Annotated in this window: 14 protein-coding genes; 11 read left to right on the forward strand and 3 right to left on the reverse strand. The window is 60.0% G+C overall.

Annotation, left to right across the window (positions count from 1 at the left end; translation table 11 throughout):
* Positions 1-239: 239 nt before the first annotated feature.
* Positions 240-1,847: an RNA repair transcriptional activator RtcR gene (gene rtcR / locus O0882_RS28810; RefSeq protein ID WP_289953421.1), complete on the reverse strand. Its 1,608-nt coding sequence runs from the start codon at positions 1,845-1,847 to the stop codon at positions 240-242.
* Positions 1,848-2,141: 294 nt separating this feature from the next.
* Between rtcR and O0882_RS28815 the strand changes: the two genes are divergently transcribed.
* The 4 genes from O0882_RS28815 (at position 2,142) to O0882_RS28830 (ending at position 5,886) form a co-directional block, all read left to right on the forward strand.
* Complete coding sequence (locus O0882_RS28815) at positions 2,142-3,377, forward strand: RtcB family protein (RefSeq protein WP_289953422.1); 1,236 nt, start codon at positions 2,142-2,144, stop codon at positions 3,375-3,377.
* A 14-nt stretch (positions 3,378-3,391) separates the two neighbouring features.
* Positions 3,392-4,411 carry an RNA 3'-terminal phosphate cyclase gene (rtcA, locus tag O0882_RS28820; RefSeq protein ID WP_289953423.1) on the forward strand — a complete coding sequence of 340 codons (1,020 nt, stop codon included), beginning with the start codon at positions 3,392-3,394 and terminating at the stop codon, positions 4,409-4,411.
* Between the two features lie 131 nt (positions 4,412-4,542).
* Complete coding sequence (gene pedF / locus O0882_RS28825) at positions 4,543-5,028, forward strand: cytochrome c-550 PedF (RefSeq protein WP_071075142.1); 486 nt, start codon at positions 4,543-4,545, stop codon at positions 5,026-5,028.
* 24 nt (positions 5,029-5,052) lie between these two features.
* Positions 5,053-5,886, forward strand: coding sequence for a transporter substrate-binding domain-containing protein (locus tag O0882_RS28830; protein ID WP_289953424.1), 834 nt, complete (start codon positions 5,053-5,055; stop codon positions 5,884-5,886).
* Between the two features lie 54 nt (positions 5,887-5,940).
* On the opposite strand, the gene O0882_RS28835 is transcribed toward O0882_RS28830, so the two are convergent.
* Positions 5,941-8,094, reverse strand: coding sequence for a TonB-dependent receptor (locus O0882_RS28835; RefSeq protein WP_289953425.1), 2,154 nt, complete (start codon positions 8,092-8,094; stop codon positions 5,941-5,943).
* 204 nt (positions 8,095-8,298) lie between these two features.
* Between O0882_RS28835 and O0882_RS28840 the strand changes: the two genes are divergently transcribed.
* The 7 genes from O0882_RS28840 to O0882_RS28870 all read left to right on the forward strand — a co-directional run bounded on the left by O0882_RS28840 (position 8,299) and on the right by O0882_RS28870 (position 17,965).
* Positions 8,299-9,255, forward strand: coding sequence for a beta-propeller fold lactonase family protein (locus O0882_RS28840; RefSeq protein ID WP_289953426.1), 957 nt, complete (start codon positions 8,299-8,301; stop codon positions 9,253-9,255).
* Positions 9,256-9,604: 349 nt separating this feature from the next.
* Positions 9,605-11,125: an aldehyde dehydrogenase gene (gene adh / locus O0882_RS28845; RefSeq protein WP_289953427.1), complete on the forward strand. Its 1,521-nt coding sequence runs from the start codon at positions 9,605-9,607 to the stop codon at positions 11,123-11,125.
* A gap of 54 nt (positions 11,126-11,179) precedes the next feature.
* The gene (locus O0882_RS28850; RefSeq protein WP_034756816.1) at positions 11,180-11,569 is read left to right on the forward strand and encodes a DUF779 domain-containing protein; all 390 of its coding nucleotides are present in this window, start codon (positions 11,180-11,182) and stop codon (positions 11,567-11,569) included.
* A gap of 51 nt (positions 11,570-11,620) precedes the next feature.
* Positions 11,621-13,357: a methanol/ethanol family PQQ-dependent dehydrogenase gene (locus O0882_RS28855; RefSeq protein WP_289953428.1), complete on the forward strand. Its 1,737-nt coding sequence runs from the start codon at positions 11,621-11,623 to the stop codon at positions 13,355-13,357.
* A 287-nt stretch (positions 13,358-13,644) separates the two neighbouring features.
* Positions 13,645-14,805, forward strand: coding sequence for a hypothetical protein (locus O0882_RS28860; RefSeq protein ID WP_071075149.1), 1,161 nt, complete (start codon positions 13,645-13,647; stop codon positions 14,803-14,805).
* Between the two features lie 87 nt (positions 14,806-14,892).
* A complete protein-coding gene (locus O0882_RS28865; RefSeq protein WP_289953429.1) occupies positions 14,893-16,965 on the forward strand; it encodes a 4Fe-4S binding protein in 2,073 nt (690 codons plus the stop codon).
* Positions 16,955-17,965 (forward strand): FAD:protein FMN transferase, encoded by a 1,011-nt coding sequence (locus O0882_RS28870; protein WP_289953430.1) that lies wholly within the window; start codon positions 16,955-16,957, stop codon positions 17,963-17,965. The genes O0882_RS28865 and O0882_RS28870 overlap by 11 nt, the downstream gene beginning before the upstream one ends.
* A 1-nt stretch (position 17,966) precedes the next feature.
* On the opposite strand, the gene O0882_RS28875 is transcribed toward O0882_RS28870, so the two are convergent.
* Positions 17,967-19,955 carry a sigma-54-dependent Fis family transcriptional regulator gene (locus O0882_RS28875; RefSeq protein ID WP_289953431.1) on the reverse strand — a complete coding sequence of 663 codons (1,989 nt, stop codon included), beginning with the start codon at positions 19,953-19,955 and terminating at the stop codon, positions 17,967-17,969.
* Positions 19,956-20,464: the final 509 nt, after the last annotated feature.

Consider the following 20,464-nt stretch of genomic DNA (forward strand, 5'->3'; position numbering starts at 1 on the left):
CCGTGAAACAACTTTGCGCCGATGATAGTGCTGCAACCAGTGTGAAAGTAGGTTATCGTCAGGCTTGTTATTCGCAGTAAGAGAAAAACCCGATCAGCAATGGTCGGGTTTTTTTTCGTCTGGTAGTTTGAGTGTTAACCCCAAGCGAAGGCTGGGGTCAGACCCTGAGGGTCTGACCCCGGTATTTTGCCGTTGGGTTAAACGACCGGGGGGGAGCTCACCCCGGCTGTTGCTGGATTTTATCGACTCACGTCTTCCCAGCTCACGCCAAACTTCGTCAGGTATTTTTTCAACCTGTCGGCGTCATTCGGCTTGGCTTTCGCCGCGCGCGATACGGCATACAGTGTGCGGCCAGCATCGGACATGCTGTTCGATTGCTGGCACACCTTGATCACTGCTTGCAGTTGCAGCGCATCGAACAGGTCGAGTTGTGAAGCCGCTTGCTCTCCCATGATCGCTGTCAGGTCCACTTCCGCACTATCGCTGCGCCCACCATGATGCTGCCACATCCGCTGCAGGCGCTTGATTTCTTCGTCGACGACACTATCCGTGATGCGCCCTGCCTCCGACAAGGTAGCCAGACGCGTGACAGCGGCCGACAGGTCGCGGAAATTGCCATTCCAGATGGAGGTGGGCAAGGTGGCAAAGCGCATGAAGCGTTCGCGCGCCTCCTTGTTGAAGCGCACTCTTTCGCCTGTCTCGGCGCTGTATTGTGCCAGCAAGTATTCCAGGTTCGGTTCGATGTCTTCCGGCCGCTGTGCCAGGCCCGGCAATTCGTACGTCCACAGGTTGATGCGCGCATACAGGTCTTCGCGGAAGCGGCCGGCCGCCACTTCTTTTCCCAGGTCGCGGTTGGTGCCGGCGATTAGCTGGAAGTCGCTCTGCACTTCCGTATCGGCACCGACGGGGAAAAAGCGCTTTTCCTCGATGGCTTTCAGCAGCATCGCCTGCTCGTCGAGCCCCAGTTCACCGATTTCATCGAGAAACAGCAAACCCTTGTGTGCACTGCGCAGCAAGCCGGGCCGATCCGAGCCCGCGCCCGTGAAGGCGCCCTTGATATGGCCGAACAGGGTGGACGCGGCGCCGTCGCCATGCAGGGTGGCGCAATTGAGGTCGATGAATTTGCCGTCGATCTGGTGGCGCGATTTTTTCAGTTCATACACGCGGCGCGCGAGAAAGGATTTGCCGGCACCGGTCGGGCCCATCAGCAGCATGGGGGCTTTCGATTTGATGGCGACGCGTTCGATTTCCTCGATCATGCCGTTGAACTTCACATTGCGCGTGGCGATGCCGGACTTCAGGAAGGCCACGCCTTCGGCCTGTTCGCGCGTAAAACGCTGGGCGATCTGATCATAGCGCGACAGATCGAGGTCGATCAGTGCGTAACTGCCGGGATTGCCAATGGCCTGGCGCCTGGGCGGCGACGTTTGCACAAGGCGGCCTGGAAAATAGCGCGCTTCCGTCATCAGGAACATGCAGATCTGCACCACGTGGCTGCCGGTGCTGATGTGGATCCAATAGTCTTCCTTGTCCGGATCGAACGGATAGTTGTTGGCAAAATCGTAGAGGGCGCCGTACACGTTCTCGAAATCCCAGGCATCGCTGATGGGTAGTTCGTGGGCGATCAGCCTGGTTTCAGGCGAGACGCTGGCGATATCCTGTGATACCTGGCGCACCAGGTTGTCGAACTGGCTGCCCGCGTACAGCAGTTCGAAGCGGTCGATGATCTTGTCCTCGTGCTGAGTCAGGGCGATGCTGGGGCGCCATTTTTCCCAGCGCGCCGCACCCCTGCCATTGTCGAGCTGCGTGCCGAGAAAGCCGATGACGACCGTGCGTTTTGCTTGCATAAATTGGATAAATATTTATCTAAAAAGATAATTATAGTTCAGATTGTTATGCGTGGGAACTTGCTCCGCAGAACATGCATTTAAATATTGTTTAATTAAATCAATGGTTTATTGGTATCTTGCGTGAAATATTGAAAGCTGGCACAGCGCTTGCAATAGAGAGTGTAGCAACGAGATGAAAGTAGAGAGCAGGGAGGAACGAAAATGGCCATACCTACCTCCAGAGCCGATACGTCGGCAGACGTTTTACCAAGCCTTGTCATCACCCTTTATACAATAGAAGAAAAGAAGCAGATGAAAAACGAAGAATACGAAGTCCTGCATACCGAAGGCAGCCGTCCCGTCAAAATGTGGACCCGTGGCGTGCCCGTCGAAGAAGCGGCTAAAAAACAATTGCGCAACACGGCGACCCTGCCGTTCATTTACAAGCATATCGCCGTCATGCCCGACGTCCACCTGGGTAAAGGGTCGACCATCGGCAGCGTGATTCCCACCCTGGGTGCGGTGATTCCGGCGGCCGTCGGCGTGGATATCGGTTGCGGCATGATGGCGGCGAAAACCACGCTGACGGCCAGCGACTTGCCCGATAACCTGGGACCACTGCGTAGCGCCATCGAACGCGCCATTCCGCACGGGATGTCGCCGAAGACGCGCGGCCACCGTGGCCGCGACGAAGGTTCCTGGCAGACGCCGCCATCGGTAGTTGATGCGGCCTGGCTGCAACTGAAGGACGAATTCGATGCCATCTGCCTGAAAACGCCGAAGTTGAAAAATACGAATAACTACCGCCACCTGGGAACTTTGGGCAGCGGTAACCACTTCATCGAAGTGTGCCTCGACGAGCAGGGCTCTGTGTGGTTCATGCTGCATTCCGGCTCGCGCGGGGTGGGCAATGCCATCGGCACCCATTTCATCGAACTGGCCAAGCAGGATATGCGCACGCACTTCATCAACCTGCCCGACCAGGACCTGGCTTACCTGGCCGAAGGTACACAGCATTACGACGATTATGTGGAGGCGGTCGGCTGGGCCCAGCGGTTTGCGCGCAACAACCGCGAAGTGATGATGCAGAATCTGATCGCGGCCGTGCGCACGGTCATCCATAAGCCGTTCCAGACGCATGTGGAAGCCGTCAACTGCCACCATAACTATGTGCAGAAGGAACACCACTTCGGCAAGGACGTGTTGATTACGCGCAAGGGCGCCGTCTCGGCCCGCGCCGGCGAGCTGGGGATCATTCCCGGTTCCATGGGCGCGAAGAGTTTTATCGTGCGCGGCAAGGGCAATGCGGAGAGTTTCCATAGCTGCAGCCACGGTGCGGGACGCACGATGAGCCGCACGGAAGCGAAGCGGCGCTTCAACCTGGCTGACCAGATCCGCGCCACCGAGGGCGTGGAATGCCGCAAGGATGAAAATGTGATCGATGAAATTCCGATGGCCTACAAGGATATCGACGCGGTGATGCTGGCGCAGCGCGAACTGGTCGATGTGGTGCATATCTTGAAACAGGTCGTGTGCGTCAAAGGTTAAGAGAGAAAGCAGAGATGATAGAGATAGATGGAGCACAAGGTGAAGGCGGCGGACAGATTTTGCGCTCGGCGCTGAGCTTGTCGATGATCACGGGGCAGCCATTCCGGCTGACGAATATCCGCGCTGGGCGGGACAAGCCCGGCTTGCTGCGCCAGCATCTGCTGGCCGTGCAGGCGGCGGTCGCCATTTGCGGGGCGCGCACGACGCCGGTCGCGCTGCGTGCATCGAGCCTGGAATTCGTGCCTGGCCCCATACGCGGCGGCGATTACCGCTTCGCCATCGGCAGCGCCGGCAGCTGCACCCTGGTGCTGCAAACCTTGCTGCCGGCCCTGCTGCATGCGGATGCGCCATCCACCGTGCGCATCAGTGGCGGCACTCACAATGCCATGGCGCCGCCCGTGCATTTCCTGCAGCGCGCGTATGGCCGCATCCTGGAACAGATGGGCGCCGAGGTAGAGATGACGCAACAGCGCTATGGTTTTCATCCCGCAGGCGGCGGCGAGGTGCTGGCCACCGTGCAACCGTGCCAGCGCTTGCGGCCCATGTCACTGCTGCAGCGCGGCGAACGCAAGGCCGGGTATGCGGAAAGCGTGGTGGCGGGCGTGCATGTAAACGTGGCGCAACGCGAGCTCGAGCGTGTCGCCGACGGCATGGGCTGGAGCGGCAAGCAGCTGCGCCTCGTCGGCTTGCCGGCGGAGCAGGGACCGGGCAACGTCCTGTTGCTGACATTGGAACATGAGCACGTCACGGAAGTATTTACGTCGTTCGGCGAAAAATCCTTGCTGGCCGAAACGGTGGCCAAGCGCCTGTTGAACGAGGTGCGCGCTTATCTCAAGACGGACGCGGCCGTGGGCGAACACCTGGCCGACCAGCTCTTGCTGCCCATGGCGCTGGCCGGTGGCGGTAGCTTCAGTTGCAACAAGGTCTCGCAACATGCGCTGACGAATGCTGAAGTGATTGCCCGATTTTTGCCCGTGCGTATCACTTTCGAGCAGCAGGAGCGGGGCAGCATCTGCACGGTGGCCGCCGCCTGACCCTCGTGGTGACACAACTACCTGTTGCAGCTGTTCCAAATTGATACATGGGCGACCGGATGTGGGGCATGTACGCATGGCATGGCATTTGCTCTTCTTGGATATTCACTAAAAAAACCAAGGAGACCAGCATGACCTATTCCATTCGCACCCTGCTCGGCGTGGCAGCCGCCGGCGCCGTTGCCCTCACTTCCCTGCTGACCTTGCCACATGCCTATGCGCACGGCAATGTCACGCCGCAAGGCGTCGACACCACGGGCTTGCCCAAGGTGGGCGACAAGTGGCTCGAACAAAACCCGTATCGGGGCAACAAGCTGGCCTTGACGGTCGGCACGTCGGCCTACAACCAAAATTGCGCGCGCTGCCACGGCATCGAAGCCATCTCGGGCGGCATCGCGCCGGACTTGCGCCAGCTCGACCGCGATTGCTTCGGCATCAAAAATGAGACAAAGAAACAGGCTTGCTACAAGGAAACTGACAATTATTTCCTGGCGAGCATACGTCACGGTAAAGTACGCAATGGCGCCGTGTACATGCCGCCGTTCGAAGGCGTTTTCAACCAGGAAGCCATGTGGGCCATCAAGACCTATCTGGAAACCCGCCGCGAGCCTAACTGAGCCGACTGACCACCAAGGAGTCCCATGCGTTCATTCCAACTCCCGGGCGCGCGCGCGATGCTCTCGCTCGCCTGCCTGGCGCTGTGCGCAGCCGCGCCAGCGCGCGCCGACTGGCAGAAAGTGCAGCAGTCGGGCAGCCTGAAAGTGGCGGTGTATAACGAGTTCGCGCCGTTTTCCGACAAGGGTACGGGCATCGATATTGACATTGCCGAAGCGCTGGCCAAAAAACTGGGTTTAAAGTTGAGCTTGCTACCCTTTCCCGCCGGTGAAAACCTGAACGACGATTTGCGCAATATGGTGTGGAAGGGGCATTACCTCGGTTATGGTCCCGCCGACGTGATGCTGCACGTGCCTGTCGACAAGAAGTTGATGGCGGATAACGACAAGGTCGAAATCTTTGCGCCGTATTACGTGGAAACCGTGCGCCTGGTGCGCAGTGCGCAAGCCGTGCCGCAATTCGATGGCGTCGCTACGCTGGCAGGCAAGCGTATCGGCGTGGAAAAGGTCTCGATCGCCGCCATGCTGATGCTGGGCGAAGACAATGGCAAGTACCGCGACGACGTGCGTATCTTCGACACGGCGGCCGAAGCCTTGCAGCAATTGCAGGCTGGCCAGCTCGACGCCGTGCTGGCGAATCGTTCGGAAATCGAGTCGGTGCTGAAAAGCGATCCCGCTTTCCCCTTGAGCGAAGTGGCGTTCGCCCGCTTGCCGCGTGCCGGCTGGGCCGTGGGCCTGGCCGTCAGCCGCCAGCAGCTCGACGTGGGCAAGTTGCTGCAGGCAGCCATGAACGAGATGGCGGCCAGCGGCGAATTGAAAGCCATCTTTGAAAAGTATGGCGTGAAGGAAGCGCGGCCGTAGCAGGCCATGCTGAATGCTAAAGCCCGCGCTTCGGAAGAGGCGCGGGCTTTATTATTAGAAGGAGTATTGCGCGCTAACGCCTAACAACCAATTACGTCCTGGCGCCGCTTCATAGTAGCGCTTGTTGCTGTCGCCGACGATGACGGAGCCCACGTAGGTCTTGTCGAAAAGATTGTTCAGGCGGGCAAATTCCTTGAAGCGCCAGTGGCCCACGCTTTGCTTGGCGTTGACCCGCGCATTGAACACCGTGTAGCCGGGCGCCGGCTTTTCGATGTTGCTGTCCTCCGCATACACCTGATTGCTGGCCACGCTTTCCAGCGCTGCGCCAAAACGGTCGAGCGTGTCTTTCCAGGCCAGTTCCGCAAACAGGTTGGCGCTGGGTATGCCCGGCAAGCGGCTGCCTTCGCGCACATTGCCAAAGGCCTGGTCGTACACAGCGTGCAGGCTGGTCAGCGCCACTTTGGTCGTGAAACCATACGGCAGGTTCGAATCGAGCGACACTTCCATGCCCTGGCGCAAGGTTTTACCCGCATTGCGATAGCTGGTGCGCCCGCCGCTGGACTTGTCGACTACCAGTTCGTCATTCGTCTTGATCTGGAACACGGCCGCATTCACATGCGTGTTGCTATTGATTCTGGCCTTGACGCCCGCTTCCAGGTTGGTGCTGGTGGCCGGTTTCAGTTGGTAATTGAAGCCGCCGCCCGTGCCCGAGTAAAACAGTTCATTCAAGGTAGGCGCTTCGAAGCCGCGCGCGGCGCTGGCGTAGACGTTGACGTTGGGCGTCAGTTTATACAGCAGACCCAGCACCGGCGTCGTGTGGCTGTATTCCAGGCTGCCGCTGTCGTCGCCATTGCTGAGGTAGTGGTCGTTGACCGACACTTTCATCTTGCTGTAGCGCACACCTGCGCTCAGCAGCCACGGCCCGCTTTGCCATTCCGCCTGAAGATACGGATCGAGGCTGGAGACGACATCTTGCTCGTCGCGGCGCAGCTGGCCCTTCACGCCAAAGCTATTGCCAATGTAATTCTCATAGCCGGTGCGGTCATCGCTGGAGCGGCCGTAATCGATGCCGATGGTGGTGCTCAGCTTGCCGCCGGCCAGCTGGTTCACGTGCAGCCAGTTGGTGTCGATGCCATAGAACTGGCGCTGGAAATCGACCACGCCGCCCGAATGTTTGAGTACTCCATTAACAGTTTGATTTTGCAGGAACTTGGAGAAGGCCTGGTACTGGATCACGTCGCGGTTGCCGCCATAGGCTGTTACGTGCAGGCGGTCGTCGCCGAAGGCTTGTTCATAGGTGGCGCCGATCTGTTGGTGATCGATGCTTTTGCGCGTGTTGTAGCGTTCGGCCAGGGTGCGTTTTGGGTTCTGCGTGTCGCTCGCGTCGATTTCACCCGAGCGCGGGTTCGCGGCAAACGAGGGCCAGGTGACGCCCAGCGGATCTTGCGTGTTGCCCTGGTGCAGGCTGTTGGCGACGATGGTCAGCTTGCTGTCCGCATTGGGCTTGACGGTGATCTTGCCGAACGCCTGTTCGCGCGTGGCGGCGCTGTGATCGCGGAAGCCGTCCGTGCGGAAGCGCGAACCGTCGAGCACGTAGCCGATGCCGCCTGCCTGACCCTGCGCCGTCAGATCCACCTTGCTGGTGCCGTAGCTGCCGCCCGTCACGTTCAGTTCCACGGACGGGGGATTTTGCCCATCCTTGGAAAACAGCTGGATCACGCCGCCAGAATGGTTGCCATAGATGGCAGAAAACGGTCCGCGCAGCACTTCGATGCGCTCGGCCGTATCGAGGTTGAAGGTAGCTGCCTGGCCCTGGCCATCGGGCATGCTGGCAGGAATGCCATCGCTGATCAGTTTGACGCCGCGCACGCCGAAGGCCGAGCGGGCGCCGAAGCCGCGTGACGAGATTTGCAAGTCTTGCGCATAGTTCTGACGGTTCTGCACGACCAGGCCCGGCACGGCAGCCAGCGCTTCCGAAGCGTTGACGCGGATTTGGCCATCCTGAATGCGGGCGCTGTCGACCACGTCGATGGACGCCGGCACTTCCTGGCTGGGGTGGGCGATGCGGCTGCCGCTGACGACCACCGTATCCATGAGTTGCCCGTTGGCCGGGTCCGCTGCCTCGGCGGCGAAAACGTGGGGGGCGAGGGTGGCGCTGCCGGCGACAAACAGGCTGGCAATGGTGTTCAAGCGGAAACGATGCTGCATGCGGGTTCTCCAATGTGAATAAAAGCCTGCTTGAGCGTGTGAGCGGCGCAGGTCTGCGTAGGTGTATCAAGCAATATGCCTGCCATGTCTCCATTGGTGGGCTGAAATTATACGCGTGTCCGTGGCACGGCGTTTGCATGCAGCAATGGTCAGAGGCGCCGATGCCGCGCGCTTTTCCTGTGTTTTTCCATTGAAAAGGTGATTATGCCCAACTTCTTCTCGCGCTTGCGCCAGGTGTGCTGGCTGCTGCCTGCGCTCGCCAGCAGCGCCATCCAGGCCGCTCCGTTTGCCTATGTCCCCAATGAAAAATCGGGCACCCTGAGCGTGATCGACACGGCGACCGACCAGGTGGTGCGCCAGATCGCCGCCGGCAAGCGTCCGCGCGGCATCGCCGCCGACCCGACCGGACGCCAATTGTTTGTCACCGATGCGGCCAGCAGCGCCTTGCTGCTGATCGATAACGCGACCGGCACGCCCGTGCGCACGGTGGTGCTGGGCAAGTCGCCCGAGGGCGTCAGCGCTACGCAGGACGGTCGTTACGTGGCCGTGGCCGTCGAGGAAAACAATAGCGTGACCTTGCTCGATGGCCAGACGGGCGTTTTGCTTGCCGATATCAAGGTGCAGGGACGCAATCCGGAACATGCCGTGTTCAGCCCCGATGGGCGCTGGCTGCTGGTCAGTGCGGAAGAGGCCGAGCAAGTCGATGTCATCGATGTGGCGCAACGCCGCCAGGTGGCTTCCATCGCCGTGGGCCTGCGTCCGCGCGGCATCGGTTTCAGCCCGGACTCGGGCCGTGCCTATGTGGCGTGCGAACTGGTCAATGCCGTGTATGTGATCGACATGGCTGCGCGCAAGGCCGTCGCCACCATTCCAGCGGGCAAGAATGCCAACGGCATCGCCGTCCATCCTGGCGGCAGGCAGGTGTATGTATCGAACGGCACGGACGGCACGGTGATGGTGATCGATACGACCAGCAAGCAGGTGACGGCCACCATTCCCGTCGGCAAGCGCCCGTGGAACATGGCCATCACACCGGACGGTGCCAAGCTGTACGTGGCCAATGGCCGCTCGAACAGCGTTTCCGTCATCGATACGGCCAGCGCGCGCAAGGTGGCCGATATTGCCGTGGGCGAATTGCCATGGGGCGTGGTGATTCGGTAGTGGTACAGGTGCAGGTGTTCCAGTCTGGTACACCTGTTCCATTGTGCAGCGGCGCAGGGAACGCGATGCGGGCTGGCGTCCAGGCTGGCACGGATTGGAACAGGGGGCGCGCCGCTTGTTCAAAACGCCAACAGACCCACGCCCTTCGCTCAAGCCCGGGGCGTGCACTGAAAAGAGCGCCGGTATGGACGCCACGCCCTTGTAACAAGGGTAAAACCCGCTAAGTTGGTAGTGCGGCGGCGAGCTGGCACGGCATTTGCGGAAGACTCCGTGTACTCACCCCATCTGTACCAGGACGTTTGATTTTAATTACAGCAATTCCATTCTAATTAACCCGATAGAGGACGACATGAATCTCGCAGACATCAGCAAACTGGGCGTAGCCAATCCCTTCAAACAACGCTATGACAATTACATCGGCGGCAAATTCGTTGCCCCAGTAAAAGGTGAATACTTTCCTAACATCACGCCCATCACGGGCTTGCCGTTTTGCGAAATCGCCCGCTCCACGGCGGAAGACGTCGAGCTGGCGCTGGACGCCGCGCATGCCGCCAAGGATGTCTGGGGCAAGACTTCACCTGCCGAGCGCGCCAATATCCTGAACCGCATCGCCGACCGCATCGAACAGAACCTGAGCCTGATCGCCACGGCGGAAACCATCGATAACGGCAAGCCGATCCGTGAAACGATGAATGCCGACATTCCGCTGGCCATCGACCATTTCCGTTACTTCGCCGGCTGCATCCGCGCGCAGGAAGGTTCCGTCGCGCAAATCGACGCGGAAACCTATGCCTATCACTACCATGAGCCACTGGGCGTCGTGGGCCAGATCATCCCGTGGAATTTCCCGATTCTGATGGCCGTCTGGAAACTGGCGCCAGCCCTGGCCGCTGGCAATTGCGTGGTCCTCAAACCTGCCGAACAGACGCCGGCCTCCATCATGGTGTTGATCGAACTGATCGGCGACTTGCTGCCACCGGGCGTGTTGAACATCATCAACGGTTTCGGCCTGGAAGCGGGCAAGCCGCTGGCGTCGAGCAAGCGCATCGCCAAGATCGCCTTTACGGGTGAAACGGGCACGGGCCGCTTGATCATGGGTTACGCCGCGCAAAACCTGATTCCCGTCACCCTGGAGCTGGGCGGCAAGTCGCCGAACATCTTCTTTGAAGACGTGATGGATGCCGATGATGATTATTTCGACAAGTGCCTGGAAGGCTTCACCATGTTTGCGCTGAACCAGGGTGAGGTGTGCACTTGCCCATCGCGCGTGCTGATCCAGGAATCGATCTACGAGAAATTCATCGAGCGGGCCTTGAAGCGCGTGGCCGCCATCAAGCAGGGCAATCCGCTCGACTCTTCCACCATGATCGGCGCCCAGGCGTCGCAGGAGCAGCTGGAAAAAATCTTGTCCTACCTCGACATCGGCCGCCAGGAAGGTGCCGAAGTGCTGGCCGGCGGCGAGCGCCATACGCAGGCAGGCGACCTGGAGGGCGGCTACTACGTGCGTCCGACGGTGTTCAAGGGCAACAACAAGATGCGCATCTTCCAGGAAGAGATTTTCGGGCCCGTCGTGTCCGTGACCACATTCAAGGATGAGGCCGAAGCGCTGGCGATTGCCAACGATACCTTGTACGGCCTGGGTGCCGGCTTGTGGACGCGTGACGGTTCGCGCGCCTTCCGCATGGGACGCGCCATCCAGGCGGGTCGCGTGTGGACCAATTGCTACCACCTGTATCCAGCCCACGCCGCATTCGGCGGCTACAAGCAGTCGGGTATCGGCCGCGAAAACCACAAGATGATGCTCGACCATTACCAGCAAACGAAGAACTTGCTGGTGAGCTATAGCCCGAAAGCGCTGGGCTTCTTCTAAACCGGCAACACGCGCCGCACCCTTAGTCGGGGGCGGCGCGCAGAAAGGGATGCCATGAGTGCAGCAATTGCCCGGGTGGTCGCCACCGATGCGGCGCTGGAAATGATGGACAAGTTGCGCCAGCGTCACGGCCCGCTGATGTTTTTCCAGTCGGGCGGCTGCTGCGACGGCAGTGCGCCCATGTGCTATGCGCTGGGCGAGTTCGATGTCAGCGACACTGACATTTATCTTGGCAACTTGAATGGCACACCGTTTTACATGGGACTCGAGCAATTCGAGTACTGGGAGCATACCCAGTTGATTATCGATGTGGTCGATGGCAATGGCGGCATGTTTTCACTCGACAACGGCACGGGCAAGCGCTTCCTGACGCGCTCGCGCCTGTTCACCGATGAAGAGTGCGCGCTGTTGCATGCCCAGCCGCATGAGCACCGCAAGACTTGATACACACACATACTAATAAAACAGAGGGAGATGATTGTGCAGAAAAAAATCATGGGGATCGTCATCAGTTTGAGTGTCGCCTCGTTGGCCCAGGCGGCCGACGTGGGCAATGTCACCAATGCCATGCTCGACAACACGGCGAAGAATCCGGCCAGCGTCCTGTCGTTTGGCATGGGCACGCAGGGGCAGCGCTATTCGCCGTTGACGCAGATCAATGATAAGACCGTGGCCAAGCTGGTGCCGGCCTGGTCGTTCTCGTTTGGTGGCGAAAAACAGCGGGGCCAGGAATCGCAGCCGCTGATTCATAACGGCAAGATGTTCGTCACGGCATCGTATTCGCGCATCTTTGCCGTCGACTTGAAAACGGGCGCCAAGCTGTGGAAGTATGAGCATCGCTTGCCGGACGGCATCATGCCGTGTTGCGACGTGGTCAACCGCGGTGCCGCCCTGTATGGCAACCTGGTGATTTTCGGCACGCTCGATGCCTACCTGGTGGCGCTGGACCAGAACACGGGCAAGATCGTCTGGAAAGAGAAAGTGGACGACTATGCGGCCGGCTACTCGATGACGGCCGCGCCGCTGATCGCCGAAGGCTTGCTGCTGACGGGCGTATCGGGCGGCGAATTCGGCATCGTGGGCCGGGTCGAAGCGCGCAACCCGATGACGGGCGAGCTGGTGTGGAGCCGTCCGACCGTGGAAGGCCATATGGGCCACCGCTACGACAAGGATGGCAAGGCGAGCGACAACGGCGTGTCCGGCACGGTGAACAAAACCTGGCCGGGCGACCTGTGGAAGACGGGCGGCGCCTCGACCTGGATGGGCGGCACCTACGATCCGCAAACCAAGCTGGCTTATTTCGGCACCGGCAATCCGGCGCCATGGAACAGCCATTTGCGTCCCGGCGACAACCTGTATTCCTCGTCCACCGTGGCGCTGGACGTGAAAACGGGCCAGATCAAATGGGCGTATCAAAACACGCCCAACGATGCCTGGGATTTCGACGGCGCCAATGAGTTCGTTACCTTCGACATGGATGGCAAGCGCTACGGCGGCAAGGCCGACCGCAACGGTTTCTTCTATGTCATCGATGCAAACAACGGCAAGCTGCAGAACGCCTTTCCGTTTGTGAAGAAAATCACTTGGGCCAGCAGCATCGACCTGAAAACGGGACGGCCGAACTACATCGCCGCCGGCCGCCCTGGCGACCCGACCAAGGGAGAAGAAGGCAAGAAGGGCACGACCGTGTTTGCCGCGCCCGCTTTCCTCGGTGCAAAAAACCAGATGCCGATGGCGTACTCGCCGCAAACCAAGCTGTTCTACGTTCCAGCGAATGAATGGGGCATGGACATCTGGAATGAGCCGATCAGCTACAAGAAGGGCGGCGCCTTCCTCGGCGCCGGCTTTACCATCAAGCCCTTGTTTGACGACTACATCGGCGCCATGCGCGCCATCGATCCGAAGACGGGCAAGATCGTCTGGGAAGTCAAGAACAATGCGCCGCTGTGGGGCGGCGTGATGAGTACGGCCGGCAATCTGGTGTTCTACGGCACGCCGGAAGGCTTCCTGAAAGCCGTCGACGCGAAGACGGGCAAGGAACTGTGGAAATTCCAGACGGGCTCCGGCGTCGTGGCGCCGCCCGTTACCTGGCAGGATGGCGATACGCAATATGTAGCCGTCGTATCCGGCTGGGGTGGCGCGGTGCCGCTGTGGGGTGGCGAAGTGGCCAAGAAGGTCAACTTCCTGGAACAGGGCGGCTCCGTGTGGGTCTTCAAGCTGGCATCGAAGTAACGGGGTGAAACGCCCGGGCCACTCGGATGGGTGTCTCCCTGTCCGCCGGGCGCTTTCTTTTTTCTGACGGCCCAGGCCGTCAGTTTTTTGTTTACCTGTATCTCCGCTACACATACTTGCGGTCAAAAAATGAACACAGTGCAGGGCAATTGATCCGCTGCTGCACACGTTAACGACGCTTTTTCTCTTTCTCCCTCTGAGCCGTCCTGGGCACGCTTATTGCCAAAGCTTGAGGTACATCAATCACTGGTGTGCACACTAAAAACAGAGAAGAAAGAGGAGACGCAATGAACACATTGATCAAGCTGGGGAGCCTGGGTGTCATGACAATTGCAGCGATGGGGCAGGCACAGGCCGTCGATATCAAGGCGGGCGACTGGACGGTGTCGGTGGGCGGCATCGTCAACGCCTATTACACGCAAGTGTCGTGTTCGGGCGATGCGGTGGGTGGGCTGGCGCTGGGTGGCCAGGCGCTCGGTTGCGGTGGCGAGAAGGACCGCACGACGATTGGCAACGGCTTGCTGCCGAATGGCTTGATCACCTCGGCAAGCTCGCGGCTGGGCGAGTATGACGTGAAAGCCTTGATCGGCATCTACAATTCGACGGCCACCGACAGCGCCATCAGCCAGAACAGCGTGGTCGATGTGCGCCAGGCCTTCTTCACGTTCGGCAATGCGGAAATGGGCACCTTCAAGCTGGGCCGCGACTACGGCATCTTCGGCGCGAATGCGATCCTGTCCGACATGACCTTGCTGGGCTCGGGCGCACCCGTGCAAGCGACGCAGCGGGGCCGGGTGACCCTGGGCCATATCGGCGCCGGCTACACCTATCTGGGCAACTATGGCCAGATCATGTACAGCTCGCCGAAGTCCGGCGGCTTTGGCGTCGATGTGGCGCTGGTCAGCCCCGTTTCCGATACGCCCATCGTGGCAGGCTCGACCTATTCCTCGAAGTCGAGTCCGCAAGTGCAGGCGCAAGTGACGTATGCGCAGGAAGGCTTGAAAGCCTGGCTGGGCGTGAAGTCGCAAAAATTCACCTCGAAAACGCCAGGTGTCGATGACCTGACCATGCGTGGCGTGGAAGTGGGCGGCTCGTACCAGATGGGTCCGGCTGGCGTGCTGGTCAACTTCCAGGGCGGCAAAGGACTGGGGATACTCTCCGATGCGGACCAGGGCGATACCAAGTCGAAGAACTGGCTGCTGCAAGGCACGTATAAAACGACGGACAAGCTGAAGCTGGGCTTGTCCTACGGCATCAGCAAGAACGACGACAACACGGCCGGTACGGGCGGCTTGAAGTCGAACGCCAACCTGACCCTGGGTGCGTATTACTCGCTCAACAGTGCGATCACCCTGGTGGGCGAACTGGGCCAGACGCGCTCGAAAGGCTTTACGGGCGGCGAAGCGAAGATGAATGGCGTGTCGCTGGGCGGCATCATTTTCTTCTAATTAATGAACGCGGCGCCTTGCGACAGGGCGCCGCACGGAGCACGGTGCATGCGGATAATGCGGTTGTTCATTGGATGCTGGTTATTTTTGTTCATTCTGGGGCAGGCGTGGGCGGGCGTGCTCACCAAGGCCGAGCTGGCCCGGCGCTTTCCTGCTCCCATCGTCGTCGGCGACAAGGAGGCCGACTTGCCCGTCTGGCCCTTGTTCCGGCAAAACGCCACGGCCACCGAACTGGTCGGCTACGTGTTTGAATCGGTGGACCTGGCGCCGATTCCCGGCTTTTCCGGCGTGCCCGTCAATCTGCTGATCGCCATCGATCCGAAAGGCAGTTTTCTCGACGTATCCGTGCTGTCGCAACACGAACCCGTCTTTCTCGACGGCTTGGGTGAAGCGCCCCTGTTTCAATTCGTTAAACAGTATCAGGGTCTGTCGCTGAAACAGAATATCGCTATCGATGCCAAGAAGAAACGCGCGCCAGATGCGACGCACGCCGATATCGATGGCGTGTCGAAGGCCACGGCCTCCGTGCGCATCATCAACCAGAGCGTGCTGGCCTCGGCCTTGAAAGTGTCGCGCAAAAAACTGGGTTTTGCGCAAGGCCGCGACCCCGACCAGATCGCTCGCATCCGCATGGACGTGTTCGAGAAACTCAGCGCGGCGCAGATGCTCAAACAAGGCTTGATCCAGCATGTACGTCTGAGTAACAAGGAGGTGGAAACCCTGTTTGCGGGCAGTAATGGCGCCGGACTCGATGCGCAGGCCCAGCGCGAGCCGGACGGCGTGTTCATCGACCTGTACCTGGCGTATGTCTCCGTGCCCACGGTGGGACGCAATCTGTTGACGGAGCGCAGCTGGAACAAGCTGCGCAACCGGCTCGACGAGGGCGACCATGCCATCCTCGTCATGTCGCGCGGGCGTTATAGCGTGCTGGGCGACGATTTCGTGCGCGGCACCGTGCCGGATCGGCTGTTGCTGAAGCAGGATGGCTTGCCCATCGACATGCGCGACCTGGACCTGGAATTGCGCTTGTCGGAAGGGACTGCGTTGCCGACGGAAAATGTCGCCGTGTTTCGCATCATCAGCCAGGCGGGACTCGATGCGGCCAGCCCGCTGGCGTTTTCTCTCCCCATCACGCGCAACAAGGGCATCGTGTATCCGGAACGCATCGCCCGCGACGTGGATTTCAGCTACCGCCTGCCCGCCGATTTTTATGTCGCGCCGCAAGGCGACGATGCCACATGGCGTGGCACCTGGAAGAACCGCAAGGCTGAGTTGCTGCTATTGGTCGCCGGGCTGGCGCTGCTGGCCGGCGCATTGGCCTGGCAGAAACGCCTGGTGCGCGAGGGGCGGCAATTTACCTGGTTCCGCCGCCTGTTCCTGGTGTTTACCTTCGCTTTCATCGGCTACTACGCGCAGGGGCAGTTATCGATTGTCAATATCACGGGTGTCATCCAGGCGCTGCTGGCGGGGCGCAGTCTGGGCTTCTTCCTGTTCGATCCGATGACGGTGATCCTGTGGGCCTTCGTGCTGCTAAGTCTGTTTATCTGGGGGCGCGGCACGTTTTGCGGCTGGCTGTGTCCGTTTGGCGCGCTGCAGGAATTCACGGGCAAGCTGGGCCAGTGGTTGCGCTTGCCGCAGTGGAAGATCAAGCCGCGCCTGGACGGGCGCTTGAAATGGATCAAGTATGGCTTGCTGGCGGCCATTCTTGGCAGCAGCATGTTTTCCAGCCAGATCACGGACAAGCTGGTGGAGCTGGAGCCGTTCAAGACGGCGATCACTTTGAATTTCGTGCGCGCCTGGCCCTTCGTTGCGTATGCCGTGGGTTTGCTGCTGCTCAGCAGTGTTTCCTACAAATTCTTTTGCCGCTACCTGTGTCCGTTTGGCGCGGCGCTGGCGCTGCTGGGGCGCTTTCGCCTGTTCAACTGGATTCCCCGCCGCAAGGAATGCGGCACGCCTTGCCAGACTTGCCGCCACCGTTGCGAGTATCACGCCATCGCGCCCAGCGGGAAAGTCGATTACGGTGAGTGTTTCCAGTGCATGGATTGCGTGGTGATTCATGCCAGCGATGAAAAATGCGCACCCTTGATGCTGGAAATCAAGCGTGCCCGCACCATTCCCATCGTCCGGGCCACGGCAGAGGAGAGCAGCAATGCAGCGTAGAACCTTTATTTCCGCAGCGATTGGCAGCGTGGCCGGCATGGCGGGCTTGTCTTTGCCTGGCAGCATGGCGCGCGGCACGGCCACGGCGTCCGGCGTGCGGCCTTATCAAGGCGCCGCGTTGGCGTTTGGCACGACGATCACCGTCACCGTGTTGCACCACGATCAGCACCAGGCCGAACTGGCGATTGAAGACGCCTTGCATGCGGCCAGGAATATCGACCGGCTGATGAGCATTTACAGCCCGGCCAGCCAAGTCTTCCAGCTGAACCGTGATGGGCGCCTGGCTCGGCCGGACGCGCATCTGCTGGCCGTGCTGTCGCAGGCGCAAGCCTTGTCACGATGGAGCGATGGGGCGTTTGATATTACCGTGCAACCCTTGTGGCAGCTGTTTCGCGCGGCGGCAGAGCAGGCAAGCTTGCCGACGGACACATTGCGTCGCGCGACGCAGGCGCGCGTAAGCTGGCGGCAACTGGCGTGGGATAGCCGCGAAGTGCGTTTTCTTCAGCCCGGCATGGCACTGACCTTGAATGGCCTGGCGCAAGGCTACGCGGCGGACATGGCGCTGGCGGCCGTGCAGGCGCGCGGCATACGGCACGCGCTGCTCGACACGGGTGAGTTCGTTGCGCGCGGACAGCGCTCCCTGCGCCGTCCGTGGACCTTGGGCATCCAGGACCCGCGCGACGGGGAAATCCTGGCGGCCACCTTGAAAGTGGAGGGGCGCAGCGTGGCCACGTCAGGCGATTACGAATGCACGTTTACGCCCGACTTCGTGCATCACCACATCTTCGACCCTTCGAAGGGCGATTCGCCGCGCGAACTGGCCAGCGTGACCGTGCTGGCCCCCACGGGCTTGCTGGCCGATGGCTTGTCGACGACCTTCATGGTGACGGGGGCCGCGCGTGCGCATGCGATGGCCGCGCACATGCAGGGCGTTGACCTGATGACCATCGACAAGTCGGGCCAGCGCAAGATGTCGCCCGGCTTTGCACGTCTACTCTAGGTCATTTCAAATGCGGTACCTTGCGATAGATCGTGTTGCGCGACACGCCCAGGGCCCGCGCCGTGGCCGAGACGTTGCCGCCGTGGGCGTCGAGCGACTTGAGGATCGCGCTTTGTTCCATTTCTTCCAGGTTGGCGCCGGCGGCGATCATGCGGTCCGTGCTGGCGCTGGCGGCATGGGCTTGCGTCATCTCAATATCGTCGAGGAAATCATCAGGCATGTGGCGCAAACAGATCTCATGCTCGTCGCCTGCCATGACGATGGCCGTGCGCAACAGGTTCGTCAACTGGCGGAAATTGCCCGGCCATTTATGCTGGTGGAACATGCGCAGGATGTCCGGCGCCACCGTGTAGCGCGTATCGGGCGCTTCCGTCGCGAGGATTTTCTTGACGACCGTGTCCAGGTCGGTGCGTTCACGCAGCGGCGGCAGTTTGACCACCAGGCCATTCAGGCGGTAATACAAGTCTTCGCGGAACAGTCCCTTGGCCATGCGTTCGCGCAAGTTGTGATTCGTGGCGCAAATAAGTTCCACATTGACGGTGATTGATTTGCTGCTGCCCAACGGCGTGACCATGCGTTCCTGCAGCACGCGCAACAGCCGCGCCTGCAAGCCAAAGGGCATGTCACCGATTTCATCAAGGAACAGGGTGCCGCCATTGGCTTGCAGGATCTTGCCTATCGCCCCTTTCTTGCGCGCGCCCGTAAATGCCCCGTCTTCATAGCCGAACAGTTCAGACTCGATCAGGGTTTCCGGGATCGACGCGCAATTGACGGCGATAAACGGTCCCATGGCCCGCGGCGAGTCGTTATGGATGGCTTGCGCCAGCAATTCCTTGCCGGTGCCTGTCTCGCCCATGACGAGGATGGGAATATCGCGTCCCAATACCTTGTTGACCTTTTCGATCACCAGTTCCAGTTGCGGATCGCCCGTGCGCAAGTAGCGCAGGCCGGACAGGCGGCGCGCCGCGTTGGCCGCGTGGCTGGCCGGCGCGGGAACCTGGGCCGGCACGGCGTTGATATCGCTATGGTCGGTGCTGGCAGTAAAGCCGTGCTGGAAAACGCTATTGGACAAGCGCAACTGCGCGCGCCCATACACGCGCACGCCGCTGTGCATGCACAGGTTCAGCAAGCCGGGTGAAGCCGTTCGGTAATGCTCGTACAGGGCAGACACGGGCAAGCCGAACAGTGAACTGAAAGTATGGGATTGCAGCGCGGCGAATGACAGGCCCAGTTGGAACAAACCGTTTTTATTGGCGGATAAAAACCGTCCGCCCGGCGTGAATGAGGCGATGCCTTCCATCAAGGTGCCGATGAATTCGGGACGCGCGTGGAAGTGCACGGTGATGGCGTCCTCGAAGGTGGCGGAAAACAGCTGATTTTCGATCATCAGCGCCGACATGCGCACCAGGGCCATCGTATGCTTGTGAAAGCTGCGCTGATCGCTGGACACGTCCAGCACGCCGATGACATTGCCCCGGTGGTCGGTGATCGGTGCCGCGGAGCACGTCAGAAAATGATTGGCGGCCAGGTAATGCTGGTCCGCATGGACCAACGTCGGTACTTTCTCCGTGATGGCCGTGCCGATGGCATTCGTGCCGCGGCTTTGTTCCGACCATGCCACGCCCGGCTGCAGGGCCACGCGGTTGGCTTTCTCCAGGAAATCATCGTCGCCCAGCGAATGCACGATGACGCCATTGGCATCCGTCAAGATCACCATATTGTGCGTGTTGACGATTTGCTGGTACAGCGTTTCCATGGCGGGCAGTGCGTGCGTGTGCAGCATGCGGTTTTGCTCGATCAGCAGTGACAGGTCGGATTTGCCGGCCGGCGTAAAGTCGGGCGTGGCTGTGGGCGACAGGCCAAAGGCGACCGAGCGCTGATGGGAAGTTTCAATGATGACGGGGACGTTGTCCTGTCCTGCCGGCGAGGTGTTCGCGTCTGCAATAGACGAGAACGGTGTGCTACGGTAAGTAGCTGACGTTTGATACATGATCTCGTTGCCTCCGTTGGGCCCTGTAATGCGGCGCTCTTTTGAATATCGAGAGTGTTCCATAATGTAGCACCTGTCACAGATGGGAGCAAAGCAAAGCGAACCGGGCTGTCCCCAGTGTTGCTGCCAGGCCCAGAGTCGCTCTCATCAGTGGACAGTGCATAGGCATGTATAAGCAAGTGCGGTGCCAGGGTTGTTTCACGGGGTGCAAAAATAGCCCTTGCAGGGCGTGCGGGGCAGGGCTATAATTCGCCCCCTCGCTGAACGATGCATGCAAATGCTGAGTGAGGCGGGTAAAAAAGAAGGTTGACGAAATGCTGAAAAAGCTTCATACTCTTCCTTCTTCGCAGCTGACAAACACAACGCTTTGTCGATGGCGCGAAAGCAGCACCGAATACCGTTCTTTAACAATTAACAGTCGATAAGTGTGGGCATTTGATGTAAGTGCAGCGTCAATCTTCGGATTGGCGTCTAACTTAAAATATCAAATGTTCACAAGAAATAATGAA

The organism is Janthinobacterium sp. SUN073 (assembly GCF_030397665.1).
Lineage (GTDB): Bacteria > Pseudomonadota > Gammaproteobacteria > Burkholderiales > Burkholderiaceae_D > Janthinobacterium.

Excerpts from the sequence above, each read along its gene's own strand:
- rtcR (WP_289953421.1), bottom strand. The coding sequence starts at position 1,847 with ATGCAAGCAAAACGCACGGTCGTCATCGGCTTTCTCGGCACGCAGCTC.
- O0882_RS28815 (WP_289953422.1), top strand. The coding sequence starts at position 2,142 with ATGAAAAACGAAGAATACGAAGTCCTGCATACCGAAGGCAGCCGTCCC.
- rtcA (WP_289953423.1), top strand. The coding sequence starts at position 3,392 with ATGATAGAGATAGATGGAGCACAAGGTGAAGGCGGCGGACAGATTTTG.
- pedF (WP_071075142.1), top strand. The coding sequence starts at position 4,543 with ATGACCTATTCCATTCGCACCCTGCTCGGCGTGGCAGCCGCCGGCGCC.
- O0882_RS28830 (WP_289953424.1), top strand. The coding sequence starts at position 5,053 with ATGCGTTCATTCCAACTCCCGGGCGCGCGCGCGATGCTCTCGCTCGCC.
- O0882_RS28835 (WP_289953425.1), bottom strand. The coding sequence starts at position 8,094 with ATGCAGCATCGTTTCCGCTTGAACACCATTGCCAGCCTGTTTGTCGCC.
- O0882_RS28840 (WP_289953426.1), top strand. The coding sequence starts at position 8,299 with ATGCCCAACTTCTTCTCGCGCTTGCGCCAGGTGTGCTGGCTGCTGCCT.
- adh (WP_289953427.1), top strand. The coding sequence starts at position 9,605 with ATGAATCTCGCAGACATCAGCAAACTGGGCGTAGCCAATCCCTTCAAA.
- O0882_RS28850 (WP_034756816.1), top strand. The coding sequence starts at position 11,180 with ATGAGTGCAGCAATTGCCCGGGTGGTCGCCACCGATGCGGCGCTGGAA.
- O0882_RS28855 (WP_289953428.1), top strand. The coding sequence starts at position 11,621 with ATGGGGATCGTCATCAGTTTGAGTGTCGCCTCGTTGGCCCAGGCGGCC.
- O0882_RS28860 (WP_071075149.1), top strand. The coding sequence starts at position 13,645 with ATGAACACATTGATCAAGCTGGGGAGCCTGGGTGTCATGACAATTGCA.
- O0882_RS28870 (WP_289953430.1), top strand. The coding sequence starts at position 16,955 with ATGCAGCGTAGAACCTTTATTTCCGCAGCGATTGGCAGCGTGGCCGGC.
- O0882_RS28875 (WP_289953431.1), bottom strand. The coding sequence starts at position 19,955 with ATGTATCAAACGTCAGCTACTTACCGTAGCACACCGTTCTCGTCTATT.